Source organism: Thermosipho ferrireducens (assembly GCF_017358165.1).
Lineage (GTDB): Bacteria > Thermotogota > Thermotogae > Thermotogales > Fervidobacteriaceae > Thermosipho_B > Thermosipho_B ferrireducens.
Window position 1 is genome coordinate 620,222 of sequence record NZ_CP071446.1, and the last position, 26,927, is coordinate 647,148.

Genomic DNA, 26,927 nt, shown 5'->3' on the forward strand with positions numbered 1-26,927 from the left:
TAAGATACTTTCCAGATGATGAATCCTCTGCTACAAGAAGATTGAAAACGCTGATAGAAAAAAATAAATAAGAATATGTATAGAAAATTAAAAGCCAAACTTTTTCAACTGGACAAAATAGGTGCAGACATTGTATACACAATTTTAGAAGAAGAGCAGTGCTTGAGTCATAAAAATAAGACGATTGTAAGATTAGGAGACAATTTTTATGAATTACGTATACCAAAGCAGAGTAAAGAAGGTGTGTTTAGAGTTTATTTTACAATATTTCCAGATAATGAAAGGATAATGATTCTTGATGCAGAGTATAAGACTGAAAAAGAACCCAAAAGATTAAAAGCTGCACAAAACAAATTAGAAAGATTAATAAAGGAGGTTGGTTGGAAATGAGAAAATTAAAAGAGTTAATTGAAAATGATGAATTAGACAAATTTGAATTGAGAGCCTTTGATGAAGATGAAGAATATGAAAATTTTCTTATAAAGATAGTTTCTCAGATAGTGAAGTTAAGAGTAGAAAAAAGAATTTCACAAAAAGAATTGGCAAAAAAACTTGGAACAAAACAAAGTGCGATTTCAAGGTTCGAGAACTTCAGTTCTAATCCAACTCTTAAGTTTCTTTTCAAAGTGTTGAAAGCTTTAGATGCGGAAATTGAGATAACCGATAAGAGCAAGGGATATGAGAAATATAATATTGTGATTAATGACAAAGAAAGTAACTTTGAAAGATATTATGTAGATTCCATAGAAAAAGTGTGGGAAAGAGTATCATGATGAAAGCTCAAAAAAGTATTCTTGAATTTTTGGATTACAGGATTACAAAGTTTGAATATATCAACGCATCATTTAAAGAAATTAAAAACATTAATTATGAAGTATTGATTAATACTAAAATTGGAAAACCTGTATTAGAAGATAAGAGTAATAAATATTTAAGTCGATTAGATTTAGATATACAGATAAAAGGGAAAAGCGGTAGAACTGTTCCTGTAAAAGTAAAGTGTTCAATATCTGGACTTTTTAGCGCTTCTACGGAAATAAATGAAGAGGAATTTTTGAAGCTTTGCTCCACAAGTGGATTTGCAAACTTGATAATGATTTCAAGAAGTGTGATTATTTCTTTTACTTCGCAGACAGGGAACAAACCTATTGTGTTGCCATTAATAAATCTTTTGAAAACGTATGAAAAACGTTTCAAAGAAGGGAATATTAAAAAGGGAGATTAGCGAGGTCAGTAAAGAAATAAGATCCCTCGTCATTACATTCCTCGGGATGACATTCCCCTTTTTTGTCATTCTGAGCCCGTAGGGCGAAGAATCTTTCTTTTCTTTGTCATTCTGAGGAGTGAAACGACGAAGAATCTTAAAATAACAATATTGGCGAGGTTAGCGAGGTTGGCGAGGTTAGCGAGTGTTGGTAAAATAAGATCCTTCGTCGCTGGCACTTCTCAGGATGACATCCCCCTCACATTCGCACGGAATGACAAAAAATGAAGAATAAGGAATAGATTCCTCACGTGCGTTCGGAACGGCAAGGAATAAGATCCCTCGTCATTACATTCCTCGGGATGACAAGAAAAAGGGATCATTCCTGAGAGCGAGAAGGCGAGGAATTTCCCCCTCCGTGTCATTCCGAGGAGCGCATGTGACGAGGAATCTTACCCCCACTCATGTCATTCCGAACCCGAAGGGTGAGGAATCTTATAATTAGCGAGATTGGCGAGATTAGTAAAAAAAATAAGATTCCTCGCTTTGCTCGGAATGACAGGGAGTAAGATCCTTAAGTTTATAACCTCGACACCGTCGACAAGCTCGACAAATTTCGACAGCCTTCGACAGATGTGAGAAATTGGCGAGATTAGCGAGAGTTGGCGAGGTTAGTAAAAAAACAAGATTCCTCACGTTCGTTCGGAATGACAAAAAACAGCAAGGTTAGCAAGGCCTGTCCTGAGGAGTGAAACGACGAAGGATCTTGTATTAGCGAGATTAGCGAGGTTTCTCCCCATTTATGTCATTCTGAGCCCATAGGGTGAAGAATCTTATTTTGGCGAGTGTTGGCGAGGTTAGTGAGGTAAGATTTGGGAAAGCATGCTCCTAAGTTTTTAACAATTTTGTCAATTTTTAGTAGTATAATTAAGTTGCCAGATTTAAACAGGGAGGGGTTAAGTATGAAAAAGTTGTTAGTTGTGTTTGCGGTATTGTTTGTTTCTATTGCGATTTTTGCAGCTGACTTTTATGTTGTAAAGGCTGGGGATACTTTAAGTAAGATAGCAAATGAAACGGGCCTTAGTGTTGAAGAACTTGTTAAATATAACAATATTGAAAATCCTGATTTGATTGTTGTTGGTCAAAAGCTCAGACTTAAACCAGCATACACTCAAAAAGATCTGAATGAGCAGCTTGTAATGGCTACTCTCTGGTATCAAACTTCTGGTGAAATGAGAGCGTTGGCGTATCAGGCCTTCAATTTTGCGAAGATGCTCTTTGATGCAGATCTTAAGAACTATCCAGATGAAACGAAAACGCGTGCTGTAATCGTTGATATTGATGAAACAGTATTAAACAATAGTCCATACGATGCTGGACACATAGGAACAGAATACGCATATCCTTATGGATGGACAGAATGGTGCGAAGCACGGGAAGCAAAACCATTACCAGGAGCAGTAGAATTTCTCAAATATGTTGCAGAAAAAGGTGGAGAGGTATTCTATATTTCTAACAGAAAAGAGAAGGTAAAACAAGCGACTATTGATAATTTGAAAAAGTTTGGATTCCCATTTGCCGATGAAAAACATGTTTTGTTAAGAACTACAACTTCTGATAAAGAGCCAAGAAGACAACTTGTTGCAAAAGATTATAAAATTGTTCTTTTGATGGGAGACAATTTAAATGACTTTACATCAGTTTTTAGACACAAAGGAGTAGACGAAAGAAATGCGCTTGTTGAGCAAATGAAAGAAAAATGGGGAACAAAGTTCATTGTGCTGCCAAATCCAATTTATGGCGATTGGGAAGGAGCAGTTTACAATGGAAATTGGGGCTTAAGTCCTGAAGAAAAGAATAAGGTTAGGAAAGAGCATCTGATAAGATGGGAAAAAGAAGAATAAAATGATAAATACTATAATTAGTGATATACCAGATAAAGAGAGGGATAAAATCCCTCTCTTTTTTTGTCATTTTGAGGAGTGAAACAACGAAGAATCTTGTATTAGCGAGGTTGGCGAGGTTTCTCCCCATTTATGTCATTCTGAGCCCATAGGGTGAGGAATCTTATTTTGGCGAGTGTTGGCGAGATTAGCGAGGTTGGTAAAATAAGATCCTTCGTCGCTGGCGCTCCTCAGGATGACAGAGAAGAAAGATCCCTTGTCACTGTGTTCCTCGGGATGACAGGAAAGGGGGGGATGACAAAATAAGGAGAATCTTCCCAACTTTTATGTCTTACAAATCTATTTCAAATAGTACACCTTTTTCGGCAAATCCTAAACTTTTATAAAAATTTTTGGCATTGATGTTTGACTTTTCTGTGCTTACTTCTATTTCGCAGCATCCTATTTTTTTACATTCTTTAATAACTGCCTCTATTAATTTTTTACCTATTCCTCTATTTCTATAAGGTTTTGAGATTATTATTTCATCAATTAAAGCAGATAGCGCGTGGGGGTTGATTTATATACCTTCTACTACATTTTTTATCCACTTTTTACTTTTATATCTCCAGAGTAATATTGCTGCTTTTGTTAATTCGTCTGACATTGTAAATAAATACACCAGCGGGAAATTCAATTTTAATACCAGACCTGAAAGAACGGCAAGTGGAACTCCTAAAAGCCACAAAGTGGAAGCTTCAAGAGCGAATGAGAATCTTGTATCACCACCAGCTCTGAGGAATCCTACGATATTTACACCGTTAAAAACTTTAATGGGAATGAATCCCATTGATATTGTCATAGTAATTCTAACCAGGTTTTTGATATCGTTTGATACGTCGAAAAGGTTAACAGCATATAAGGTAACGATAACTGTAATTGTTCCGGCAATTACCGCTACAAGTTCTGCAAGTTTCAAAATTTTTTTGGATATTTCATATGCTTTTTCGTATTGAGATGCCCCGAGAATGTTACCGACTATGACTGATGCGGCGGAAGCTACTGAAAAGGTGAATGAAAATGCAAAACCTTCGATTGTTCCCATGATATTTCTTGCAGCTATAACCTGAGTGCTCATGTGCGCGTACACAACAGAGTACATTGTCATTCCAAAAGACCATGCAAATTCGTTCCCAACTGTAGGAAGTGTGTAATGAAAATATCGTTTTATGAAATTTTTGTTTATTTTCCTTACGTGCGATATGTTGAATCGTCCTGGTAATCTTCTTATTTCAATAATTATCAGGAGTGAAGTAAGGCCTATAATTCTTGCTATAAGTGTTCCCCACGCAGCTCCAATCACTTCTAATCTTGGAAATCCGAGTTTTCCAAATATGAGTACGTAATTGAAAAAGACGTTTGCAGATAGCTCAACAATAGACGTGTACATAGGAATAATCGCCTTTTCCACACTTCGAAGAGCAAAAGAGAAAACCATGGTTATTGCAAACACAGGATAGGAAAACGCTACTATTTTTAAATAACTGATGCCAGATGATATAACTTCTGGATCAGGTGAATAAAACCTCATTACAAATTGTGGAGCAAAAAAACTCAATCCAAAGAATACGAAAGAAAATCCAAGAGCAGAAATAACGGTAAGTGCAGATGCTCTTGCTAAACCATCTTCATCTTTCTTTCCCCAGAATTGGGCAAAAAATATTGCACCTCCAGATACAAGTCCGAACAAAACAAGATTATACAAAAAGAAAAACTGGTTTGAAAGTCCAACAGCGGCAATAGGAATTTCTCCTAATTTTCCTATCATGACCGTGTCAACAAAGTTTACACTTGTAAAAAGAAATTGCTGAAAAGCTATGGGTAATGCTATTTTAAAGATTTTTCGATATATTCCCACAATAATTACCTCCATAACTTCAAACAGTTCGCATTTGAAACTAATTTTATCATAAAAAATAGGATACCACAAAGATTAGCGAGAGTTAGTAAAAAAGATCCCTCGTCACTTTGTTCCTCGGGATGACAGGAGAGAAATATTCCTCGGGATGACATTCTTTTTTGTCATTCTGAGCCCGTAGGGCGAAGAATCTTATAATTAACAAGATTGGCGAGGTTAGCGAGAGTTGGTAAAAAAACAAGATTCCTCACGTTCGTTCGGAATGACAATAAGGAATAAGATCCTTCGTCGCTGGCGCTCCTCAGGATGACATCCTCCTCACATTCGCTCGGAATGACAAAAAATGAAGAATAAAGAATAAGATCCCTCGCATACGCTCGGGATGACACTCTCTTTTTATGTCATTCCGAATCCGAAGGGTGAGGAATCTTACCCCCACTCATGTCATTCCGAACCCGAAGGGTGAGGAATCTTGTATTTAGCGAGTTTACAAAAAGCTTTTTTCTGTTTTGTTTGAGGTTTTATTTTGTGGTATAATATTACTAACTTACGAGTTACTTACTTATAAGTTAGCTATTAATGAGTATATATGAGGTGATAATATGTTTGTAGGTAGGGAAAATGAACTGGAAAGTTTGAATAAGTTGTATAAAGATAATGAATTTCAATTTGTTGTTGTGTACGGTCGAAGACGAGTTGGAAAAACTACTTTGCTTTTAGAATTTTGCAAAGAAAAACCCTGTATTTTTTTTGTAGCTGATGAATCTGTAGACAGTATAGCTTTGGAGAAATTTTCAAAAGAAGTTTTTTCGTATTTTCATTTAAATGGCTTGAGAGGTTTTCAATCATGGGAAGAGGCGTTTTATTTTTTGGGTGAAAGGTCAAAAAAAGAAAGATTGGTAGTAGTAATTGATGAATTTCAATATCTTGTAAATTCCAATAAAAGTATACCATCTATTTTGCAAAAATTGATAGATCACCATTTGAAAAATACTAAGTTGTTTTTGATTGTTTGTGGTTCATATGTAAGTTTTATGGAAAAAGAGGTATTGGGTCATGAAAGTCCATTGTATGGGAGAAGAACAGCACAGTTTGAAATTGCTCCATTTGATTTTTTTGATAGTCGAAGCTTTTTCCCAGAATATAATTTGGAAGAACAAGTTATTACTTATGGAATTTTAGGAGGAACACCTCAATATCTGGTAAGTTTTAACGGAAAATTAGATGTATTTGAAAACGTAAAACAGAGAATTTTAAGTAAATCGTCTTATTTATATGAAGAACCGAGATTTTTGTTGCGTGAAGAATTAAGAGAACCAATGGTATACAATTCTATTTTAGAGGCAATTGCGACGGGAAGAACGAAATTGAACGAAATTGCTACCAAAATAAGGGTTGATAATGCCAAAGTTTCGAAATATATAACAGTGCTGATTAATTTAAAAATAGTTGAAAAAGTTAAACCAGAACCAATAGGGAAAACTGGAAGAAGCAGTGTTTTCAAAATCAAAGATAATTTCTTTAGATTTTGGTATAGATTTATCTTTAAAAACAGAGAATTAATTGAACAAAGATTAATAGATAATGTGTTGGAAAAAAAGATTAAACCATTTATAAATGATTATTTAGGACTTGTGTTTGAGAATATAGCATTTGAATATTTAAAAAGAATAAATGGAAAGGAGAAATTGCCATTTGTTTTTGAAAAAATAGGAAAATGGTGGGGGAATAATCCTATAAAGAAACAGGAAGAAGAGATAGATATAGTTGCTTATGATAAGGAAAGTATTATTTTTGGAGAATGTAAGTGGAAAGATGGGATTGTTGATATGTCTGTTATAGAGAAATTAATTGCTAAAAGTGCTTTGTTTGATTTTAAAAACAAGTTTTATGTATATTTTTCAAAAAATGGTTTTACAGATGAGGTTGTTAATTTTGCAAAAGCCAGTAAGAATATATTACTATTTAGTTTAAACGACTTAATTGATTTTTCTTGAAAATAGAGAAATTAATTGGCGAGAGTTAGCTCTCCACCCATGTCATTCCGAGGAGCGTTAGTGATGAGGAATCTTACCTCCACTCATGTCATTCTGAATCCGAAGGGTGAGGAATCTTGGATTTAGCGATGTTGGCAAGGATTGGCGAGGTTAGAAAAAAGCCGGTGATTTACACCGGCTTTTGATTTTTATACGATATAAGCTTATGATTCGTAAACTAATTCGCCTTCAATGTAGACTTTTTCTGCTTTTGCTTTAAAGTCAAATGGATGGGTGTTCCATATGACTATGTCTGCGTCTTTTCCTTCTTCCAGTGAGCCTACTTTATCGTCTATTTTGAGTATTTTAGCTGCGTTTATGGTAATCATTTTCAAAAGGTCTTCTTCATTTGCACCATATCTTAAAGCGGTAGCTGCTTGAATATTGGTATGTTCAAGGTGAATTACGGGGTGATCACACATGAGTGATGCAAGTATACCTTTCTCGTTTATAATCTTTATGGCTTCAAAAGTTAGATCAACAAGTTCCAGCTTGGTTCTAAACCCAAACAATGGGCCAAGAACAACAGGAATATTCTTTTGTTTAATAAAATCAGCTATTTTGTAGGCTTCTGTTGCGTGTTCTATAACAAGTTCAAAACCAAATTCTTCTGCTATTCTTATAGCCGTTACTATATCGTCTGCTCTGTGAGCGTGACAGCGAGCTGGGATTTCTTTCTTTAAAACTTTAACACCTATTTCTAATGAAAAATCTATAGGTGTTTTGTCAGGATCTGCCTCACGTCTTCTCATATAATCTTTAACCTTTGAGAAATACTCTCTTATTACCGCGGCTACACCTAATCTCGTGGAAGGGAGTTTACCTTTTTGTCCATAAACGCGTTTGGGATTTTCTCCAAAAGCCATTTTCAAACCCGCGGGTTCTTTTAGTATCATTTCATCTACAATATTTGATTTGAATTTTAAGATGGCTCCCTGCCCACCTATAGGATTAGCGCTTCCTGGAACTACCATAACAGTTGTAACACCACCAGAAAGAGCTCTTTTAATAGCTGAATCTCCTGGATAGAAAGCGTCGATAGCTCTCACATGAGCTGTTACAGGATCAGTGTATTCATTTCCATCCTGGTAATAAAATTCTCCAACACCTTCTTCAAAAAGGCCTATATGAGAGTGTGCATCCACAAAGCCTGGAAAAATAAATTTTCCTTTTACGTCCACTACTTCAGCGTTTGAATCGTCAATATTTTCACCTATTTTTTTTATTTTTCCGTTTTCAATAAGAATATCACCAATAAACGCTTTTTTTGTTATTGGAAATATATGTCCACCTTTTAAAAGTACCATTTTCTCACCCTCCCAACACTTTGTGATAATTTTATTATAACATATAATTCGTTAAACTAACCAATATTAGTAATGGTGGCAAGATTGGCGAGAGTTGGCGAGGTTAGCGAGGGTTAGTAAAATAAGATCCTTCGTCGCTGGCGCTCCTCAGGATGACAGCTTTCTCGCGTGTGTTTGGAATAGGAATAAGATCCCTCGTCACTTCGTTCCTCGGGATGACAAGAGAGGAATATTCCTCGGGATGACAGGAAAAGGGGTGTCATTCCGAGGAGCGAGAAGGCGAGGAGTCTTACCCCACTCATGTCATTCCGAACCCGAAGGGTGAGGAATCTTGAATTTAGCGAGTTTGGCAAGATTAGCGAGGATTAGTAAAAAAACAAGATTCCTCGCTTCGCTCGGAATGACAAAAGGGAAAGATTCCTCGTCACTTTCGACAGGAAAAGGGTTGCCATTCTGAACCTGAAGGGTGAGGAATTTTGAATTTAATGAGGATTAGCAAAATTAGTGAGAGTTAATAGAAGTTTCGATATGATGATTTTTTATTGTTTTTCAATAAAAAATTGTTACGTGTTAAAATAAAATGGAAGCTTTTAGATAATTTTACATACTTTAGGGGGATAACAAAATGATTACCATATTGGTTATAGGTTACATGCATCCAAAAGGTGATAAAAGGGTTTTTCGAACTGTTAAGGCGTTATCTAAAAAAGCAAAGGTGATCTATCAATATTGGACGGATAATTTCTTTGAGAAGAGCAAAAGCGAAGGAAATATTCAATATGTACCTGTTTATTCCGAAGAAGATGTAAAAGCTAATCCTTTAAAAAAGTTGGTTAACAGAAGGACATTGGATAAGCAAATACTCAGAATGATAAGTTTCTATGAATATGATATTCTGTATATGCATCATTTTCTTGCAAGTATGCCTGTTGAGCCTTTTAAAATAGCAAAAAAACGGGGTAAGAAGGTTATATATGACATTCATGAATACCATCCGCAAAATTTTTTGGCAGAGCTTAGGGGTTTTGTGAAGATAGTGAAAGAGAGTATCCTGTGGAGAATTTTCAAAAAGCAATTATTTTACTCTGACGGTCATGTTTTTGTTTCAAAAGAGGCAATGGAAGATATTTATAATACACTTTCTTTGAAAAAGAATTATTTGATAGTTCCAAATTATGCAGATATAAAGGTTAAATCCGAATATAAAAGAAAGGAAATATGTTTTGTTGGTAAAGTGAAAAGAGATATTACGCAGGAAAAGGAAATTATTAAAAAACTTATCAATCATGGCTTTAGTTTTAAAATCATAGGAATGGATGATATAAGTTTCTCAGATGTTCCCCATAAATACACAAGTTTCTTGCCTTATGAAGAAATGATGGACGAGCTTTCAAAGTGTATGTTTTCTCTTATTTCTTATAAAACTATAGAAAATGAGCGTTATAAAAACGATTTGTTTGCTCTACCGCATAAATATTTTGATTCTATAGCTGCTGGAACTCCTGTTATTGTTAAAAAAAGTTTTGTTTCTATGGTAAAAGATGTTGAAGAAAAAGGATTGGGAATAGTAATTGATCCTGGGGATGTTGATGGTAGTGTTCAAAAAATATTGGATGGGTATGAAAATTATCAAAAACTCATTGAAAATATTAATAGATACAAAAGTTACTTTGTATGGGATGAAAAAAAGGAAAGTCGCTTTGTGGAGTTTGTCATTGATTTATAGTATTTCTAATGAAATTAGATAATTCATTATACAATCTATCCCAATTTCTTTTCTTTTGAATGAATTCTTTGTTTCTTTTTCCAATTTCGTTTAGATTTGTTTTTAGTAGCTTGCTAAGAGCCTTTTCAAAGCTTTTTTGATTACCATTTTTAAAAAATATGGCTCCGTTTGTTTTTTTAAATAATAGTCCTTCAATGTCAACACTCAAAATAGGTTTTCCTGATGCCATATAATCCAGTAATTTAAAAGAACTTATAGCTGGAGAATTCATTTGATTTTCAGATAATGTAAAAAGTAAGACATCTACATTTTGCATAAGGTGTGGGACACACTTTTTTGGGATAGGTTCAAAGAAAAATATATTTCTCGAATTTTTTGCCAAGGATTTTAGAGAATTTATGTAATCTTCTTGCCCAGGGCCAACAAAAATAAAAGAGAAATTTTTAGAAAGTTCCGGTGCTACATTAATTATCAATTCAATTGTTTCTTTGACACCGTTGTGTTCAACCATAGAACCAATAAAGGCTATCTTTATTGTGTTTTTTGGGATGTTTTGTATAATTTTGTCGACTGATTGACATTTTATAATTTTTTCAAAAAATTTTGTATCAATGCCATTTGGAATGTATATGTAATTTTTTACTTTAGTATTTAACCTTTTAAAATGGAAAGATAAGTCAGGAATTAATGAAATTATCCCTGCTGCTTCTGGATAATATTTTTTGCACATGTAATCAAAAACTTTTGCAATAGGGTGAGAGTAAGACAAACTTCCAAGTGAAACAAGATCATCTGGCCAGACATCTCTTATTTCAATGTAAAAGGGTGTTTTTAATTTTTTGCTGTAGTAATAAGCAAGACTCCAGGTAAATGGATGAGGAGAAGAGGCGATTATAACGTCGTACTTTTCATTGGTTATAATTTTTTTTCCGTTTTTGTAGTAATCGTACGAAGATAAAAATCTTTTCAGAGAATTTTTTGTATATTTTCTTGTTTTTATCACCTTGAATTTAACGCTTTCTTCTTCAAATAACATTCCTTTTATGTTATGCCAATAATCACCAACAAGATGGGAATAATCTCCTATGTAAATGTGTATTTGGTTTCCATCTTTTGCAAATCTTTTTGCAAGTTCAAAATGTCTTATTTCTCCGCTGCTTTGATCTGGTGTGCTGGCGTAATGATTTAAGATAGCTATGTTCATCTTTTGACCTCCAGATGTTCTGAAAATATGGTGTATTTTTATAGTATTATTATAACAGGGATATTGAAAATAGTAAGGAGCTGGGAAAAATGCTTTTTGAAAATGTTCTTATTGTTGATCCAGTAGATGGCGAATTTACGGGAAGTGTTGAATGCGAAAATGGATTGATTACAAATGTGAAAAAAAGGAGTTGTACGTGGAAATATATACTGATGCCTGGTTTTGCAGATACGCATACACATGGTCTTAAGGGAATAGATGCTATGTCAGCTTTACCAGCAGATTTTGAAAGGTGGGCAGATTTTGCTTTAGAAGATGGTGTAACGTATCTTTTTCCAACGACTGTTTCTTCAGACTTTAAAATGCTTGAGAAAGTTATAAAAAATTTTTCAAAAGCAAATTGTCCGTCACTTGCAGGTTTACATCTTGAAGGTCCTTTTATTAATAAAGAGAAAGCCGGCGCGCAAAATCCTGAATATATTTGTGGATTTAACCATAATTTGCCGGATTTAGTCAAAGATTATGTGAAAATCATAACCGCAGCGCCTGAGATTTCAGGATTTAGAGAGTTGGTCAAATTTGCAAAGAAATACAATATAAAAATTTCCATAGGGCATTCGAATGCTACATTTTCCGAAATGAAGTTAGCGTTTGAAATGGGAATTGATAGAATAACCCATTTTCCCAATGCTTTAAGGGGTATACATCATAGAGAGTTAGGAGGAACTGGTGCTGGCCTGTTTTTTGATTTCAAAGTTGAAATGATATGTGATGGAATCCACACATCCCCGGATTTTGTGAAGTTTGTTTATAAAATCAAAGGAGCTGAAAATATAATTCTTGTAACAGATAGTATTGTGGCAACAGGATTAAACAATGGTAAATATAATTTAGGTGGACTTGAAGTAACTGTAAAAGATGGAATGGCAAAGCTTAAAACAGGGACACTTGCTGGAAGTGTTTTGCGATTTTTAGACGGTGTGAGAAATTTTTATAAATATACAAAATGCAGTCTCAAAGAGCTTTCAAAAGTTAGCTCTTACAACGCATTAGTAAATCTTGGAATAAAAAATGCCGGAAGGATAAAAGAAGGTTTTTTAGCAAGGTTTGTACTTCTCAATGAAAATCTGGAAATAGTTGACACTGTGTTATAAAATCACTCAATAAAAAATCCAACAAAATTAAGATAACCCGGCCCATGTACAACATAGGAGCCGGGTTAAATAATTATCTAAACAAATGCCCCCAGAAATTGGCTTTTATAAAGATCAGCATAAAAACCGTTTTTCTCCATTAACTCTTTATGGGTTCCTTTTTCAATAATTTGACCTTCATTCATTACCAAAATCAAATCAGCATCAACAATAGTAGATAATCTGTGAGCTATAACGAAATTCGTTCTGCTGTGCATTAACTTTTTCATAGCTTTTTGAATAAGTTTTTCCGTTAAGGTATCAACATTACTTGTTGCTTCATCTAAAATTAATATGTCTGGATCTGCAACAAAAGCTCTTGCAATGGTAATTAACTGCTTTTCACCTTGAGAAATATTTGAAGCCTCTTCATTAATTACCGCATCGTAACCTCCAGGTAGTGCCATAATAAAGTGATGTGCGTGCGCTTTTTTGGCCGCTTCAATGATTTCTTCGTCAGTTGCGCCTTCTTTGCCGTATGCTATATTTTCTTTAACTGTTCCATTGAACAGCCATGTATCTTGTAGGACCATTCCAAAAGTTTTACGTAAGTTATCTCTTTTAATTTTTCTAATATCAATTCCATCAATAGTAATTCTTCCACCTTGAATTTCATAAAAACGCATCAACAGATTCACAAGGGTTGTTTTACCTGCGCCTGTTGGACCAACTATCGCGATTGTTTGTCCGCTTTTTACATCTATATTCAAATCTTCCATCAATTTTTTATCAGGGCTGTAACTAAAGTAAACGTGTTCAAAACTTACATCTCCTCTTACTTCTTTTAATTCTACAGCGTCCCTGGAATCAGGGATTTCTTCCTCTTCATCCAGAATTTCAAAAACCCTTTCCGCCGCAGCAACAGTAGACTGAATCATATTTAAAATACTTCCGATTTGAGCGATTGGTTGAGAAAACTGATTTGAATATTGTATAAATGCCTGAACATCTCCAAGTGCAATGGTTCTCCTGGTTACCATAATTCCGCCAACAACAGCAACTATTACATAACCTAAATTACTTACAAATCTCATCAAAGGCATGGTGATTCCTGAGACAAACTGGGCTCTCCACGCCGCGTTATATAACTCTTCATTATACTTCTCAAATGCTTTTATGCTTTCTTCTTCTTTATTATATGCTTTAACAACTACAAGCCCTCCAAACATTTCTTCCACATGCCCGTTTACATCACCTATTGATTTTTGTTGCATTTTAAAATACTTCTGGGATTTTTTTATTATGAATCCAATGATTCCAGCACTCAAGGGTAAGATCACCAGTGTTACTAACGTTAGAAGAGGACTTATAGTAAGCATCATTATCGTAACTCCGACAATACTAACTATTGAAGTAACAAACTGAGTTAAACTCTGGTTTAAAGTATTACTGATTAAATCAACATCATTTGTAACTCTACTTAAAATTTCACCATGTGTTTTAGAGTCATAGAATTTTAAAGGTAATTTATTTAACTTTTCCATTATATCCGTTCTTAATTTTTTTACAACTTTCTGAGAAATACCCGCCATTATATATCGCTGTATGTACATGAACAAAGAATACAGCCCGTACAAGATACTAACTTTAATCAGGATACTTAATACACCATCTAAGTCTATTTTGGCCTTAGGAAATATTTTTTTTGCAAGAAATCCTTGAAAAATCTTGGTTATAGCCTGTCCTAAAATCTTTGGTGCTTTGATATTTAAAATAGTTCCAGTGATTGCAAGTGCAAAAACAATAAGTAAAGGAATAATATATGGTTTTAAATATTTCATTAGTCTTATAAAGGATTTTCTGAAATTTTTAGGTTTTTCCACGACACCACCAAGGGGTCCACGAGGTCCATGCAGTCTTTTTGTTGATTTATTTCCATTCACGCTATCTCCTCCTTCGATAGCTGTGAAAAAACAATTTCTCTATACACTTCTGAGGTTTTCATTAACTGTTTATGAGTTCCCAATCCAACAATTTGACCCTTATCTAAAACTATTATTTTGTCAGAATTCATAATTGTTGCCGCTCGCAACGAAATAACAAAAACTGTTGAATTTTTTAATTTCTCTCTCAACGCCATTCTAACTTTGGAATCTGTTTTGAAATCGAGGGCAGAAAAGCTATCGTCGAAGATATAAATATTTTTCCTTCCAATAATTCCTCTTGCTATTGCAAGTCTTTGCTTCTGTCCTCCGGATAAATTGGTTCCTCCTTGAGAAACATGAGTCTTTATTCCCTCTGGTAACTTCGAAACAAACTCCCAGGCTTGAGCTATTTTCAAAGCTTCTACAATCTCCTCTTCCGTGGCATCTTTTTTTCCAATTCTTACATTTTCTTCAATTGTTCCAGAAAAAATCACAGGCCTTGAAGGGACTAACGAAATCATTTCTCGAAGTTCTTTTTGAGATAATTTTCTTATATCAACTCCATCAATCAATATTTCCCCATCAGTAACGTCGTAAAACCTTAACAGTAAATTAGCAAGTGTACTTTTTCCCGAACCAGAACTTCCAATTATCCCTATAAATTCTCCAGGCTTTGATTCAAAAGAAATATCTTTTAAAGCTGGTTCTTTTGCTTGTTCATAATAAAAAGTAACGTTTTTAAATTCTATTTTTCCATTTCCTAACGGCTTCATTGGCTTTTCGGGGTCTTTAATACTTGTTTTAGAGTTGATTACCTCATAAACCCTTTCAGCTGATGCTGATGCTCTGGGTAAGAATATAAAGATCATAGAAATCATGATAAACGAAAACATTATTTGAAGAACATATTGCATAACAGCCATTATATCTCCCACTTGTAAAGCACTTTTATCTACCTCGACTGCCCCGTACCATATCAAAAAGATTATTGTAAAATTCATAATTAACATAATTAGTGGGAAAACAAGAGCAAAAATCCTATTAACTTTCAATGCTGTTTGAGTTAAATCTTCATTTGCATTCTCAAACCGTTTTTTCTCGTATTTCGTTTTGGCAAATGCTCTAATAACTCTCACACCTGTAAGATTCTCTCTTAAAATTCTGTTTAAAGTGTCCAGCTTTTTCTGCATGGATCTAAATAGCGGCATAGTATATTTCGCAATTAAATACACTGCCAAGCTCATTACCGGTATAGCCACAAGCAAAACCGTTGAAAGTTTGGGACTTTTAGAAACTGCCATTATTGTACCGCCAATGGATATTACAGGCGCCAAAGACACTAATCTTAAAATCATAAATATCACTGTTTGAATCTGTGTTATATCGTTTGTGTTTCTGGTAATAAGGGTTGATGTCCCGAATTTATCTATCTCATGAAGTGAGAAATTCATTACTCTCGTAAAAACCATGCTTCTTAAATCTTTGCCAAGTAACATAGCGACTTTTGCAGCAAAATAAGTTGAAATAATAGCGGCAGCGACATTTAATAATGTGACGAGTAGCATTTTCAGTCCAACATTTACTATATAATCAACATTGCCACGAACAACTCCCGAATTCACTATATCAGACATTAAATCTGGAAGATATAGATTAGTAAGTCCTTGAAACACGACAAATGTGATGGCAATAATTATCAAAAAAGTATACTTTTTTAAATACTTAAAAATTTTCATCATTTTTTATCGCCTCCAGGTTAATGATCATCTTTTTCAACAGTGCTTCAAAGTTTTCTATCTCCTCTTTCGAAAAATTCTTTAAACTTACTTCCTCAAAGTCCTTCATTTTTTCATAAATCTTTGTAATTAGCTCTTTTGATTTTTCAGTCAAAAACACTTGAAATTCTCTCCTGTCCTTTTCGGACCTTTTTCTCTGAATTAATCCATGTTTTTCCATTCTTCGTATCATAATAGCAACTGTTGAAGGGTTAACATGTATTTTTTCAGATATTTCAGTCTGGGAAATTCCAGGGTTTTTATTAACAATAAACAATAAAGGAATCTGTCCAGGATGAACGCCGTAATTTTTCATCTCATTTCGCAGAATCTGAAATTTAATTTTCTCAAGTTCTGTGAGCAAAACAAATATTTGAGAAAAATTCATATTATCTATCGAACCTCCCTTTAAAATAGTTTGACGTAAAACAATTTTACATCAAATTATTTTTTTGTCAATAAAAATTGCCCCGGATATGGGGCAAAGTTTAAAACCTTATTTTACCTTAATTGCAGTATAATTTGTTGTCGAATTTTGAGAGATTATCTTAGCTATACCTAAAACTAAAAACTCAATCCCAGCGCTGCGAAGTATAAATCACCCATTTTCATACCTATGGTGTTGTCTGGTAATTTTTTGAGTCTTCCTACTACACCAGCTTCTGCGTTTAATATTCCAAGTTTTAACCCGATTCCTATTTTCAGGTCTATACGATCAAATTGCTGAGTTCTTATCCATTCAACGATAGGAGCATCAGTTGCTATTCTCATGTAAAGATTTTCTGAAAACTTTGGTTTTAAGGCTATTCCTGCTCCAAGGAATCTTTTTAAATATTCCATATCGATGTTCTGTACTATGAATACAGAACCATCCTCGTTAATACTGCCTACAGGGAGCATGAAATATATCATTCCAAAATCAACACGTCCAAAAATCTCAGCTACTGGCATAGGGTATTCGTAAAATGGGAGATCAGGCATTGTTAGAACCTCTGTGCCTATAAAAAAAGGGAACACAGAGATAGACGCCAATAATAAAATAACTATACCTACAAATCTTTTCATACTCTCACCTCCTGAGTATTAGTATATCAAATTTATATTTAAAAAGCAAAATTGACGAGAGTTGGCAAGATTGGCGAGGTTGGTAAAAAAAGATTCCTCGCTTTGCTCGGAATGACAATAAAGAAAAAATCCTTCGTCACTTCGTTCCTTGGGATGACAGAAAAAGTAGCGAGAGTTGGCGAGATTAGCAAGATTAGCGAAGGTTGGTGAGGTTGACCTTCCACCCATGTCATTCCGAACCCGAAGGGTGAGGAATCTTGTATTTAACGAGATTGGTTGGGCAAGCGAGAGCTGGTTAGATTGGTGCTTTTGCATCTAAAAATAGGAAAGCTTTTTTCGTGGACCGATTAGATGTTAATAAAGGCTCTTTACAAAGTCTCTAAAAAATTTTTTAATCTTATCCCAATTTGTTTCGATTATTTGAAAGTCTTTATTTTTCTCGGCATCCTCAAAATATGTTAAAGACTTAACAAAAATAGAAGTATTGTATTCTTTATATTTTGTTTTGAGCATATTTATTAAATCTTTTAGTTCCCAGTTATGAATTTGAATCAAGATCCATAAATCAAAAAAGTCTTTCTTTAAACCTTTACTGCTTATAGCACTGGCTTTCATGCAAGCTATATCTTTATCACTGGCTATAAAAACTCCATCAATCTTTCCTGGCTTTTCTAAAAGAGAATAAGGATAATGAAATAAAGAAACTTTTACACCATTCAAAGTAAACAGCAAAGTTCCGTTATCTTTATAAATAATTTTGAAGTTTTCAAGATGATATTTTTGTAAGCTTTTTTCATAAATATCCAATTTGAAACTTTTTTCAGGAAAGAGAAAAAAATCAAAATCTTCGGAAGGTCTGTGATCATATTTTATGAGCAACGATGTACCACCGGCAAGATAAAAGTCAGATAAAATGTCTAAGGATAGAAGTATTTCTAAAGTTTTCCTTTGCTTTTCTTTTAAATTCTTCATCAGTAACCTCCAGAATCAACTGCCAGAATGTCTTGTTCTCTTTATAAAATCTATGATTATTTCTCAGGAATATTTCTTTTAATTTTTTTTTACCTATATCTCTTAAAAGTATTCTGATTTCATCTATATCACCTAATAGCATTTTTCTGATTATAGTTTCTTCTCCACTACATCCATCCCATTTGTAATTCATATTCATCACCTCACAATGATTATATCATAATTCAGCGAGAGTTGGCATATTAGCGAGGTTAGCGAGGTTGGTAAAAAACAAGATTCCTCGCTTCGCTCGGAATGACAATAAGGAAAAGATCCTTCGTCACTTCGTTCCTCAGGATGACCTCTTTTTTTTGTCATTCCGAACCCGAAGGGTGAGGAATCTTAATTGGCGAGTGTTGGCAAGACCTGTCCTGAGCACAAAGTGCGAAGGATCTTGAGAGATTAGCGAGATTGGCGAGGTTGGTAAAACAAGATTCCTCGCTTCGCTCGGAATGACAGTAAGGAAAAAAACTTCGTCACTTCGTTCCTCAGGATGACATCTCCCTCACATTCGTTCGGGATGACAATAAGGAAAAGATCCCTCGTCATTACATTCCTCGGGATGACAGGGAAAGATGTTGTCATTCCGATTTCTTGATAGAGATCCAGGGCTTTATTAATATTGACAACCCGAAAATTTCGCGTTAAAATAATTGTGAAAAAAATAACGTTAATTATTTCACGATAGGTGAGAGTGTGGTTATCAGGATATGTATGGGAAGTTCGTGTCATTTAAAAGGTTCTTACCAGGTAGTAGAAAAAGTTAAAGAGTTGGGTATTAAAGATTTAAAGCTTTTAGGCTCGCTTTGTTTTGGGAAGTGCGAAAGAGGAATAAACATAGAAATTGATGGGAAGCTGTTTTCAAATGTAACCCCTGAGAATGTTAAGAACATTGTGAAAAAATTCATAAAAGAAGGGGAGTAGGATGGAAAAATATATTTTCTCAAACGAAGCGAATTGTAAATATTGTTATAAATGTCTTAGAAATTGTCCAGTCAAATCAATTTCGTTTTCTGATAACACATCAACGGTTATTGATGATGAATGTATATTATGTGGAAAATGTATTGAGATTTGTCCTCAGAATGCAAAAAGCTATGTGAGGGATGTTTCTGAACTTTCAAAGTTTTTTGGAGGCAAGTTTGTGGTTTCAATTGCTCCATCTTTTTTCTCTCATTTTGATGAACCTTTCAAAGTTATAGGATTTTTAAAAAAGAGCGGTGCTATTGTAAGCGAAACATCTCTTGGCGCTGAATATGTGTCTGATGAATATGCAAAAATGCCTCATCCTGTTATTACAACATCATGCCCTGTTGTAGTTGAACTTTTTGAAAAATATTATCCAGAAAAAAGGCAGTTTTTAGCGCCGGTGGTTTCTCCCGCGGTTGCTCATTCAATACTTTTTGAGAAATTATTTGGAGATATTCCAAAAGTATTTATAGGTCCCTGTATAGCAAAAAAAAGGGAATTGGAAAAACACTTTGATCTTGTTTTGACATTTGAAGAGCTTGAAGAATTTTTAGAGGAAGAAGTGTTAGATTGTGAAGGGTTTCCCGATGAACCTTATCCACATTATGCGAGGTATTATCCTGTTTCTGGTGGAATAATTAAAACTGTTTCAGAAAACTTTGAAAGCTATATATCAATAGAGGGAATTGATAATATAAAAAAATTTCTTGATAAGTTCCAGGGTTTTGATAGCAAGTATTTTGTAGAAATGTCCGCGTGTGTGGGAGGGTGTATTGAAGGACCAGCTACAAGAAAAGATATTAGCATACTCGAAAAGAAAGTAAAGTTGATAAATAGCATTAAAAAACTTCCAAAAAGTGTCAAGGAACTTGAATTAGAGATAGATTTGCATAGGGAATTTGAAAATAAACAGATTAAGCAAAATTATTCGGATGAAGAAATAGAAAAAGTCCTTTTTTCCATGGGAAAGACTGATAGATCAAAGGAATTAAATTGTAGCGCGTGTGGTTACGACACCTGCAGGGAAAAAGCTGTAGCTGTTTTAGCAGGGAAAGCTGAGAAGGAAATGTGCATAACTTATCTTATAGAAAAGGTATCAAGCGTGAGTAATATGGTTGTGGAGGAAACTCCGAATTTAATTGTTATTTCGCAAAATAATCAAATTACATACAAAAACAAAGTTGCAAGATTAAGGTTTATGAGTTTGTCGAATAAAAAAGTATGGGAGATTATTAAAGAGCTAAAAGATAACGAACTTAAAGGGATTGAAATACAGGGAAAGGTATATAAATTTATAACAAAAAGATTTCTTTTACCAGAAGATAGCGGTGAAGTGTTTATTTTGACTGATATAACTAAGCAACTGGAACAGGAGGAAAAGATAAGAAAGTTAAAAAGACAAACTATCGAGAAGATTGAAGAGGTTTTAAATAAACAGATGCTTCTTGCGCAGGAAATATCGGGGCTTTTGGGTGAATCTATTGCTGAAACAAAATCACATTTTATGGAATTTAAGAAATTTATGGAGGATTAGAAATGATTACTTGCGAGGTGCATTACGCTTCCAAAAGTAAAAAAGGCGAATGGGTATGTGGCGATTCGATTAAGATAAGAAAAAACGAAGAAAAGTGTGTTGTGAGTGTTTCAGATGGACTTGGAAGCGGGGTAAAGGCAAATATATTGTCTACACTAACATCAACGATGGCAAGTACTATGGTTTTTAACAATGTTCCAATAGAAGAAGTTTTTGAATCAATTTTGACAACACTGCCAACTTGTAAAGTTAGAAAAATTAGCTATTCTACTCTTGCAACCTGCCTTGTGGATTATAAAAGTAAAAGATGTACTATTTTTGAATATGAATTTCCTTTAATTTTTTATTTTAAAAATGAGAATTTGATTCCATTAAAGAAAATAGAAAGAAAAGTAAATAATAAAAAGCTTTATGTCAGTGAAATTGAAATTGATGTGGGAGATTCAATCTTTTTAATGACTGATGGCATTTCCCAGGCGGGTATGGGAACGGAGAACTTTCCTTTTGGATTTGGAGAAAAAAACATAAAGTTTGAACTTTCCAACCTTTTAAAAAACAAAATAGAGCATAAGAATATAGTAAATCATATGATCAATATTGCAAAAAAATTGGATAAAAACACCAAGGGTGATGACGCGTTAATTGCAGGATTAAAGATAAGGGAAAAAAGGATTCTGACGATAATGGTGGGACCACCTGAGGATGAAAAAAACGATGAATTGGTAGTTAATAAGCTTTTAAATTCGCGGGGGAAAAAGGTAATATGCGGTGGTACAACCGGAAAAATTGTTGAGAAAATAACAGGAAAGAAGATAGACATAGATATAAGGAATATTTCTAAAAATTCACCTCCTGTAGGTTATATGGATGGAGTTGAACTTGTTACAGAAGGAATTATTACGCTTACTCAGGTGTTCAGGTTTTATGAAAATCAAATACAAGAGCTGGGACTTGGTGCAAAGAAATTAATTAACCTGCTTGAATGGGCAGACATAATAAATTTTCTTGTTGGACGAGCAATTAATCCAGCTCATCAAAACCCTCTTTTTGCTCATGATATTTCGTTGAAATTCAGGCTTATTCATGATATTGCCAAAATACTTGAAAAAAAGGAAAAAATTATTAATATTGAGTATTTTTAGGAGGTGACTTTAGTGGAAAGAACGTTTGATAAAGTTGAAGAGATTTTGAAAAAGCATGATTATGAAAGGAAGAATCTCATTAAGATACTACTTGATGTTCAGAAAGAATACAGATATATTCCCAAGGAAGTAGTTAACTATATAGCGGTTTCACTTGATATACCTCCTGCGAAGATATTTGGAGTTGCAACCTTCTATGCTCAGTTTTCTTTGAAACCAAAAGGTGAATACACAGTACTCATATGTGACGGTACAGCTTGCCATATGGAAGGTTCTATGAGTCTTGTAAAGGCAATTGAAGAAGAATTGGAAATAAAACCTGGAGAGGTAACACAGGATTTGAAATTTAGTTTGGATAAAGTGGGTTGTCTGGGAGCGTGTGCCCTTGCACCAGCAATGGTTATAAACGGAGAGGTGTACGGGAAGTTAACCCCTGAGAAGACGAAAGAAATATTGAGAAATCTTAAAGAAGGAGATGAGAGATAATATGTTTAAAACAATAAGTGAAGCATTTGACTATATTGAAAAACAGCAAAAATTAAGAGAAGAAAGATTAAAGGAGCAAAAGATATATGTGTGTGTGGGAACAGGTTGTACAGCAAATGGTTCAAGAAAAGTATACAAAAAGTTTATAGAAATGATTAAGGAAAAAGGATTAAATGTAGAAGTTGAAACTGTTGATGACGATACAGACCATTCATTGGTTAAGAAAACTGGTTGCTGCGGACTTTGTTCGCTCGGACCACTTGTGAAAATAACACCAGAAGGTATTACGTATCACCATGTTACATTGGATGATGTAGAAGAAATTGTGGAAAAAACCATTAAGAAAGGGGAAGTAATAGAAAGACTTTTATTAACTGATCCTGTAACAGGAAAGAAAGTTATGAGGCTTGAAGATGCTACCTTTTTTAAAAATCAGACGTTCTATGTAATGGAAGGAATTGGAACAAGTGAATGTGAAAAAATAGAAGATTACATGGGACGGGGAGGATATAAGTCACTTTTAAAAGTTTTATTTTCAATGAAAAGAGAAGATGTAATTGAGACAATAAAGGCTTCAGGCCTTCGTGGAAGAGGCGGAGGTGGTTTTCCAACAGGTTTAAAATGGGAATTTACTTATAATTCCAGAGGAGATAAGAAATTTGTCGTTTGTAACGCTGATGAAGGTGACCCAGGAGCATTTATGAATAGAACTTTGCTTGAAAGGGATCCTCATTCTGTGCTTGAAGGTATGATAATTGCCGCATACACAGTTGGTGCTCAAAAGGGCTACGCCTACATTCGTGCAGAATATCCCATTGCAGTTGAGATGTTTAATAAAGCAATAGAAGATGCCAAAGCTTACGGACTTTTAGGCGAAAATATTTTAGGAACGGGCTTTTCGTTTGATTTAGAGGTGAAAGAAGGTGCAGGTGCTTTTGTATGTGGTGAAGAAACTGCACTTCTTGCTTCGATAGAAGGAAGAAGAGGAGTTCCGCGACCAAGGCCTCCTTTCCCGGCGCAGAAAGGTTTATGGGGATATCCAACTTTGATAAATAATGTTGAAACGTATGCAAATGTTCCAAAGATAATAAGGGATGGTGTTGAAAAATACAGACAAAACGGTGTGGAAAAATCGCCTGGAACGAAAATGTTTTCTGTAACGGGGCCACTTAAACTTACGGGTATAATAGAAATTCCATTTGGAACAACTATAAGATATGTTCTTGAAAATATATGTGGTGGTACAGCTGATGGTAGGAAATTAAAGGCAATACAAATTGGGGGACCTTCAGGGGCTTGTTTACCAGAAAAATACTTCGATTTGCCTCTTGATTACGACACGTTGAAATCCGTTGATGCCATGGTAGGTTCCGGAGGTATAGTTGCTATAACTGAGAATAGTTGTATGGTCGAAGTTGCGCGCTTTTTCCTGGATTTTACAAAAAGGGAATCATGTGGGAAATGTGTTCCATGTAGAGAGGGTACCATGCAATCGTACCAGATATTAGAAAAGTTTACACAAGGTAAAGCCACAGAAGAAGATCTGGAAAATTTAGAATACTTAGCAAATATAATAAAGACTGCTTCTCTTTGTGGCCTTGGAAAAACTGCCCCAAATCCGATTTTAAGTACTTTAAAGCACTTTAGAGATGAATATATAGAACACATTAACGGTAAATGTCCAGGGGGAACGTGTACTGCTTTGAGAAAGTACGTTATAAATCCTGAACTATGTAAGAGCTGTAGCTTGTGTGCAAGGGCATGTCCACAAAATGCGATAAGCGGTGAAAGGGGTAAGCCATACGTTATTGACCAGGGGGAATGTGTTAAATGTGGAATTTGTTTTGAAAAGTGTAAGTTTAATGCAATAGAATTGGTATAACAGGAGGCGATTGAAGTGAAAATAATTGTAAATGGTAAAGAAACCATTATTAATGAGAATGCAAGAAACCTTCTGGAAGCATTAAAGGAAATAGGAATAGAAATACCAAATTTGTGTTATCTTTCTGAAACTTCCATTTATGGAGCCTGTAGGATGTGTCTTGTTGAAGTGGATGGACAGATAACAACTTCTTGTTCGATTAAACCTTATGAAGGAATGAACGTGAAAACACATACACCTGAAATATATGAAATGCGAAGAGGAATCCTGGAACTTTTACTTGCATCACATAATAGAGACTGCACTACATGTGATAGAAGTGGGAATTGTAAACTTCAAAGGTATGCAGAGGAGTTTGGAATCAGGAAGGTTAGGTTTGATAATATAGATAAGTCAAATATAATTGATTATTCTTCGGTTATAATAAGGGATAATTCAAAATGTATTCTCTGTGGAGATTGTGTAAGAGTTTGTGAAGAAGTTCAATCTATAGGCGCAATAGATTTTGCATTTAGAGGATTTGAAGCTCAAGTAATGCCAGCATTTGGTGAAAAGCTTGTAAATACAAACTGTGTGCTTTGCGGTCAGTGTGTGACTCACTGTCCAACTGGTGCGCTTACATTTAGAAACGACATAGAAAAAGTGTACAAGGCAATGAAAGAAGGGAAATATATGATTGCAATGATGGCACCGGCAGTTAGAGCATCAATACAGGAAGAGTTAGGTTTGGAAAATGATCTTGTTGTTGCAGGAAGAATAGTTAATTTTTTAAAATCTATTGGTTTTAAAAAGGTATTTGATGTTTCTTTTGCAGCTGATTTGGTTGCATATGAAGAGGCATATGAATTTAAACAAAGGTTAGAAAAGGGCGAAAAATTGCCTCAATTTACCTCCTGTTGTCCTGGATGGGTAAAATTTGCTGAGCACCACTACCCGGAATTTTTAGATAATCTTTCTACCGTAAAATCTCCTCAACAAGTTCTTGGAAGTATAATCAAAAAGCATTATGCGAAAGAGATAGGAGTAGCGCCTGAAGATATTTGCCTTGTATCTATTATGCCCTGTACAGCGAAAAAATTTGAAGCAGAGAGAGAAGAATTGGAAGGAGAAGTTGATATTGTTATAACTACAAGGGAATTATCTGAAATTATAAGGTCAAGTGGCTTTGATTTGAAAAATGTCTCCCCGCTTCCTTTCGATAGACCATATGGTCTTTCTTCACAAGCGGGATTAAGCTTTGGAAAAACTGGTGGGGTTTTTGCAAGTGTGCTTAGAGTGCTTGAAGATGAACTCGGTATCCAGGATGTACAAACCAATGTGATGGAAAAGGGTATAAATCTTACAATAGCAAAAATGAAAGATGGTAACACTGTAAGAGGACTGATTGTATTTGGATTAGGAAATGTAAAAAAAGTTATAGGAAAAATTAAAAATGGAGAATTAGATGTAGATATAGTAGAAGTTATGGCGTGTGACTTTGGTTGTGTTGGTGGTGGAGGCCAACCGTATCCAAACAATAAAGAGGTTAGAATGAAACGTGCTGAAATATTAAAAGAAGTTGTGGGAATAGACGGTTTAATTTCACCGACGGAAAATTACCACATGTTATCCTTATATGAGAAATATTTAAAGCATCCTTTAAGTCATGAAGCGCATGAAACATTGCATACGATATATAAAAACAGAAAAAGAATTAATAACGGTGACATTGAGATTTTACCTCTGCCGATTGATGAGTCTGAAAAAACTACAGTAAAAATTTGTTTGGGAACTTCTTGTTACTCTAAAGGTTCATATGAAATTCTTTCAGAGTTAATTGACTTGACTAACAAAGAAAAATGGGCAAAGAATATTGAAATAAAGGGCACATTCTGTGTAGAAAATTGTGGAAAAGCACCAAATGTGGTGGTCAATGATAGAATAATAAGCGAGGCAAATATCCAAAAAATAAAAGAGGTGTTAGAAGAGAATGTCAAAAACAAATAAGAGCTTTATCCACGTGCCGAAGCCAACTTTGGAACGTCTCAAAAGATACTATACATATTTTTTACAGTTAGAGGCAGAATACATTTCCTCTGAGGAGCTTGCAGAAAAATTTAATATTAAACCAGAGCAGGTGAGAAAGGATTTTACTTATGTCAATATCACTGGAAAGCCAAAAGTTGGTTATCACGTGCCTTCTCTTATAAAAGAACTTGGTCTTTTGTTTGGTAAAGAAGTATTAGAGAACATTATAATAATCGGGGCAGGAAACCTTGGAAGTGCTCTTGCAAAATATTCTGGATTTGAAAAGTTAGGCGTTAAGGTTGTTGCGATATTTGACAATGACCCCAAAAAGATAGGAAGTTTTGTGGGAGAACTCGCAGTTCTCCCTTTATCGGCTATTGAAAGGGTTGTCAAGAGATTTAAAGTCAAAATAGGAGTTATTTGTGTTCCAGAAGAAAGCGCACAGGAAGCCGCGAATTTGCTCGTTGGCGTAGGAATCAAAGCTATATGGAACTTTGCGCCAGTCCCTATTGATGTACCGGAAACAGTTATTGTTGAGAATCAGGACATTAGTTCGGGAATTCTTACAATAAAGCACATTTTGGATAAAAAGTAAAAATTCCCAGTATGGCCACCATCCCATTTTCATCCCCCGAATTTTCGGGGGGTCAGTTGTATTTCTGGAAAGATTATTTTTGAAAACGTTTTACAATTTCTAATTAAATTTGTATTTAAAAATTT

The 26,927-nt window shown here is 34.6% G+C and carries 24 protein-coding genes; 14 read left to right on the forward strand and 10 right to left on the reverse strand.

Annotated elements, in window-relative coordinates:
* The first annotated feature begins 75 nt into the window (after positions 1 to 75).
* The 4 genes from JYK00_RS03085 to JYK00_RS03100 all read left to right on the forward strand — a co-directional run bounded on the left by JYK00_RS03085 (position 76) and on the right by JYK00_RS03100 (position 3,108).
* Positions 76 to 390, forward strand: coding sequence for a hypothetical protein (locus JYK00_RS03085; RefSeq protein ID WP_207567237.1), 315 nt, complete (start codon positions 76 to 78; stop codon positions 388 to 390).
* Positions 387 to 773, forward strand: a complete 387-nt coding sequence (locus JYK00_RS03090) for a helix-turn-helix domain-containing protein (protein ID WP_207567238.1) — start codon at positions 387 to 389, stop codon at positions 771 to 773. The genes JYK00_RS03085 and JYK00_RS03090 overlap by 4 nt, the downstream gene beginning before the upstream one ends.
* Positions 770 to 1,225 carry a protein-export chaperone SecB gene (locus tag JYK00_RS03095; protein ID WP_207567239.1) on the forward strand — a complete coding sequence of 152 codons (456 nt, stop codon included), beginning with the start codon at positions 770 to 772 and terminating at the stop codon, positions 1,223 to 1,225. The genes JYK00_RS03090 and JYK00_RS03095 overlap by 4 nt, the downstream gene beginning before the upstream one ends.
* Before the next feature lie 941 nt (positions 1,226 to 2,166).
* A complete protein-coding gene (locus tag JYK00_RS03100; protein ID WP_207567240.1) occupies positions 2,167 to 3,108 on the forward strand; it encodes a 5'-nucleotidase, lipoprotein e(P4) family in 942 nt (313 codons plus the stop codon).
* Positions 3,109 to 3,439: 331 nt separating this feature from the next.
* Here the strand turns inward: JYK00_RS03100 and JYK00_RS09905 are convergent, their stop codons facing one another.
* Together JYK00_RS09905 and JYK00_RS03110 are read right to left on the reverse strand one after the other, a co-directional pair.
* Positions 3,440 to 3,667, reverse strand: a complete 228-nt coding sequence (locus tag JYK00_RS09905) for a GNAT family N-acetyltransferase (protein ID WP_207567610.1) — start codon at positions 3,665 to 3,667, stop codon at positions 3,440 to 3,442.
* Positions 3,668 to 5,005, reverse strand: a complete 1,338-nt coding sequence (locus JYK00_RS03110; protein ID WP_207567241.1) for an MATE family efflux transporter — start codon at positions 5,003 to 5,005, stop codon at positions 3,668 to 3,670.
* 602 nt (positions 5,006 to 5,607) lie between these two features.
* On the opposite strand from JYK00_RS03110, the gene JYK00_RS03115 reads away from it, so the two are divergent.
* Positions 5,608 to 7,002: an ATP-binding protein gene (locus tag JYK00_RS03115; protein WP_207567242.1), complete on the forward strand. Its 1,395-nt coding sequence runs from the start codon at positions 5,608 to 5,610 to the stop codon at positions 7,000 to 7,002.
* Positions 7,003 to 7,205: 203 nt separating this feature from the next.
* Here the strand turns inward: JYK00_RS03115 and JYK00_RS03120 are convergent, their stop codons facing one another.
* Positions 7,206 to 8,348 carry an amidohydrolase gene (locus JYK00_RS03120; protein ID WP_207567243.1) on the reverse strand — a complete coding sequence of 381 codons (1,143 nt, stop codon included), beginning with the start codon at positions 8,346 to 8,348 and terminating at the stop codon, positions 7,206 to 7,208.
* Positions 8,349 to 8,976: 628 nt separating this feature from the next.
* Between JYK00_RS03120 and JYK00_RS03125 the strand changes: the two genes are divergently transcribed.
* Positions 8,977 to 10,074, forward strand: a complete 1,098-nt coding sequence (locus JYK00_RS03125; protein ID WP_207567611.1) for a glycosyltransferase family protein — start codon at positions 8,977 to 8,979, stop codon at positions 10,072 to 10,074.
* On the opposite strand, the gene JYK00_RS03130 is transcribed toward JYK00_RS03125, so the two are convergent.
* Complete coding sequence (locus JYK00_RS03130; RefSeq protein ID WP_207567244.1) at positions 10,061 to 11,278, reverse strand: glycosyltransferase family 4 protein; 1,218 nt, start codon at positions 11,276 to 11,278, stop codon at positions 10,061 to 10,063. The two genes, JYK00_RS03125 and JYK00_RS03130, sit on opposite strands and share 14 nt — an antisense overlap.
* A gap of 89 nt (positions 11,279 to 11,367) precedes the next feature.
* Here JYK00_RS03130 and nagA point away from each other — a divergent pair, with 89 nt between their 5' ends.
* A complete protein-coding gene (gene nagA, locus JYK00_RS03135) occupies positions 11,368 to 12,432 on the forward strand; it encodes an N-acetylglucosamine-6-phosphate deacetylase (RefSeq protein ID WP_207567245.1) in 1,065 nt (354 codons plus the stop codon).
* A gap of 77 nt (positions 12,433 to 12,509) precedes the next feature.
* Here nagA and JYK00_RS03140 read toward each other — a convergent pair whose 3' ends face one another.
* From JYK00_RS03140 to JYK00_RS03165, 6 genes are all read right to left on the reverse strand, one after another.
* A complete protein-coding gene (locus tag JYK00_RS03140; RefSeq protein ID WP_212715427.1) occupies positions 12,510 to 14,354 on the reverse strand; it encodes an ABC transporter ATP-binding protein in 1,845 nt (614 codons plus the stop codon).
* Positions 14,351 to 16,075: an ABC transporter ATP-binding protein gene (locus JYK00_RS03145; protein ID WP_207567246.1), complete on the reverse strand. Its 1,725-nt coding sequence runs from the start codon at positions 16,073 to 16,075 to the stop codon at positions 14,351 to 14,353. Before JYK00_RS03145 ends, JYK00_RS03140 begins: the two co-directional genes overlap by 4 nt.
* The gene (locus tag JYK00_RS03150; RefSeq protein ID WP_228288195.1) at positions 16,059 to 16,499 is read right to left on the reverse strand and encodes a MarR family winged helix-turn-helix transcriptional regulator; all 441 of its coding nucleotides are present in this window, start codon (positions 16,497 to 16,499) and stop codon (positions 16,059 to 16,061) included. The genes JYK00_RS03145 and JYK00_RS03150 overlap by 17 nt, the downstream gene beginning before the upstream one ends.
* A gap of 176 nt (positions 16,500 to 16,675) precedes the next feature.
* A complete protein-coding gene (locus tag JYK00_RS03155; protein WP_207567247.1) occupies positions 16,676 to 17,176 on the reverse strand; it encodes a hypothetical protein in 501 nt (166 codons plus the stop codon).
* 354 nt (positions 17,177 to 17,530) lie between these two features.
* Positions 17,531 to 18,148 (reverse strand): nucleotidyl transferase AbiEii/AbiGii toxin family protein, encoded by a 618-nt coding sequence (locus JYK00_RS03160; RefSeq protein ID WP_207567248.1) that lies wholly within the window; start codon positions 18,146 to 18,148, stop codon positions 17,531 to 17,533.
* Complete coding sequence (locus tag JYK00_RS03165) at positions 18,081 to 18,341, reverse strand: hypothetical protein (protein WP_207567249.1); 261 nt, start codon at positions 18,339 to 18,341, stop codon at positions 18,081 to 18,083. The genes JYK00_RS03160 and JYK00_RS03165 overlap by 68 nt, the downstream gene beginning before the upstream one ends.
* A gap of 542 nt (positions 18,342 to 18,883) precedes the next feature.
* Between JYK00_RS03165 and JYK00_RS03170 the strand changes: the two genes are divergently transcribed.
* Genes JYK00_RS03170 through JYK00_RS03200 form a run of 7 tightly spaced genes read left to right on the forward strand, consistent with a single transcriptional unit; the run spans position 18,884 to position 26,802 of the window.
* Positions 18,884 to 19,111, forward strand: coding sequence for an NAD(P)H-dependent oxidoreductase subunit E (locus JYK00_RS03170; RefSeq protein ID WP_207567250.1), 228 nt, complete (start codon positions 18,884 to 18,886; stop codon positions 19,109 to 19,111).
* A gap of 1 nt (position 19,112) precedes the next feature.
* Positions 19,113 to 20,690 (forward strand): [Fe-Fe] hydrogenase large subunit C-terminal domain-containing protein, encoded by a 1,578-nt coding sequence (locus JYK00_RS03175; RefSeq protein ID WP_207567251.1) that lies wholly within the window; start codon positions 19,113 to 19,115, stop codon positions 20,688 to 20,690.
* Positions 20,691 to 20,692: 2 nt separating this feature from the next.
* Entirely contained in the window at positions 20,693 to 21,832 is a 1,140-nt protein-coding gene (locus JYK00_RS03180; RefSeq protein WP_207567252.1) for a SpoIIE family protein phosphatase, read from the forward strand.
* Positions 21,833 to 21,844: 12 nt separating this feature from the next.
* Positions 21,845 to 22,318 (forward strand): NADH-quinone oxidoreductase subunit NuoE, encoded by a 474-nt coding sequence (gene nuoE / locus JYK00_RS03185; protein ID WP_207567253.1) that lies wholly within the window; start codon positions 21,845 to 21,847, stop codon positions 22,316 to 22,318.
* A gap of 1 nt (position 22,319) precedes the next feature.
* Positions 22,320 to 24,200 (forward strand): NADH-quinone oxidoreductase subunit NuoF, encoded by a 1,881-nt coding sequence (locus JYK00_RS03190; protein WP_207567254.1) that lies wholly within the window; start codon positions 22,320 to 22,322, stop codon positions 24,198 to 24,200.
* A 15-nt stretch (positions 24,201 to 24,215) separates the two neighbouring features.
* Positions 24,216 to 26,186 carry a [FeFe] hydrogenase, group A gene (locus tag JYK00_RS03195; RefSeq protein ID WP_207567255.1) on the forward strand — a complete coding sequence of 657 codons (1,971 nt, stop codon included), beginning with the start codon at positions 24,216 to 24,218 and terminating at the stop codon, positions 26,184 to 26,186.
* Entirely contained in the window at positions 26,170 to 26,802 is a 633-nt protein-coding gene (locus JYK00_RS03200; RefSeq protein ID WP_207567256.1) for a redox-sensing transcriptional repressor Rex, read from the forward strand. Before JYK00_RS03195 ends, JYK00_RS03200 begins: the two co-directional genes overlap by 17 nt.
* Positions 26,803 to 26,927: the final 125 nt, after the last annotated feature.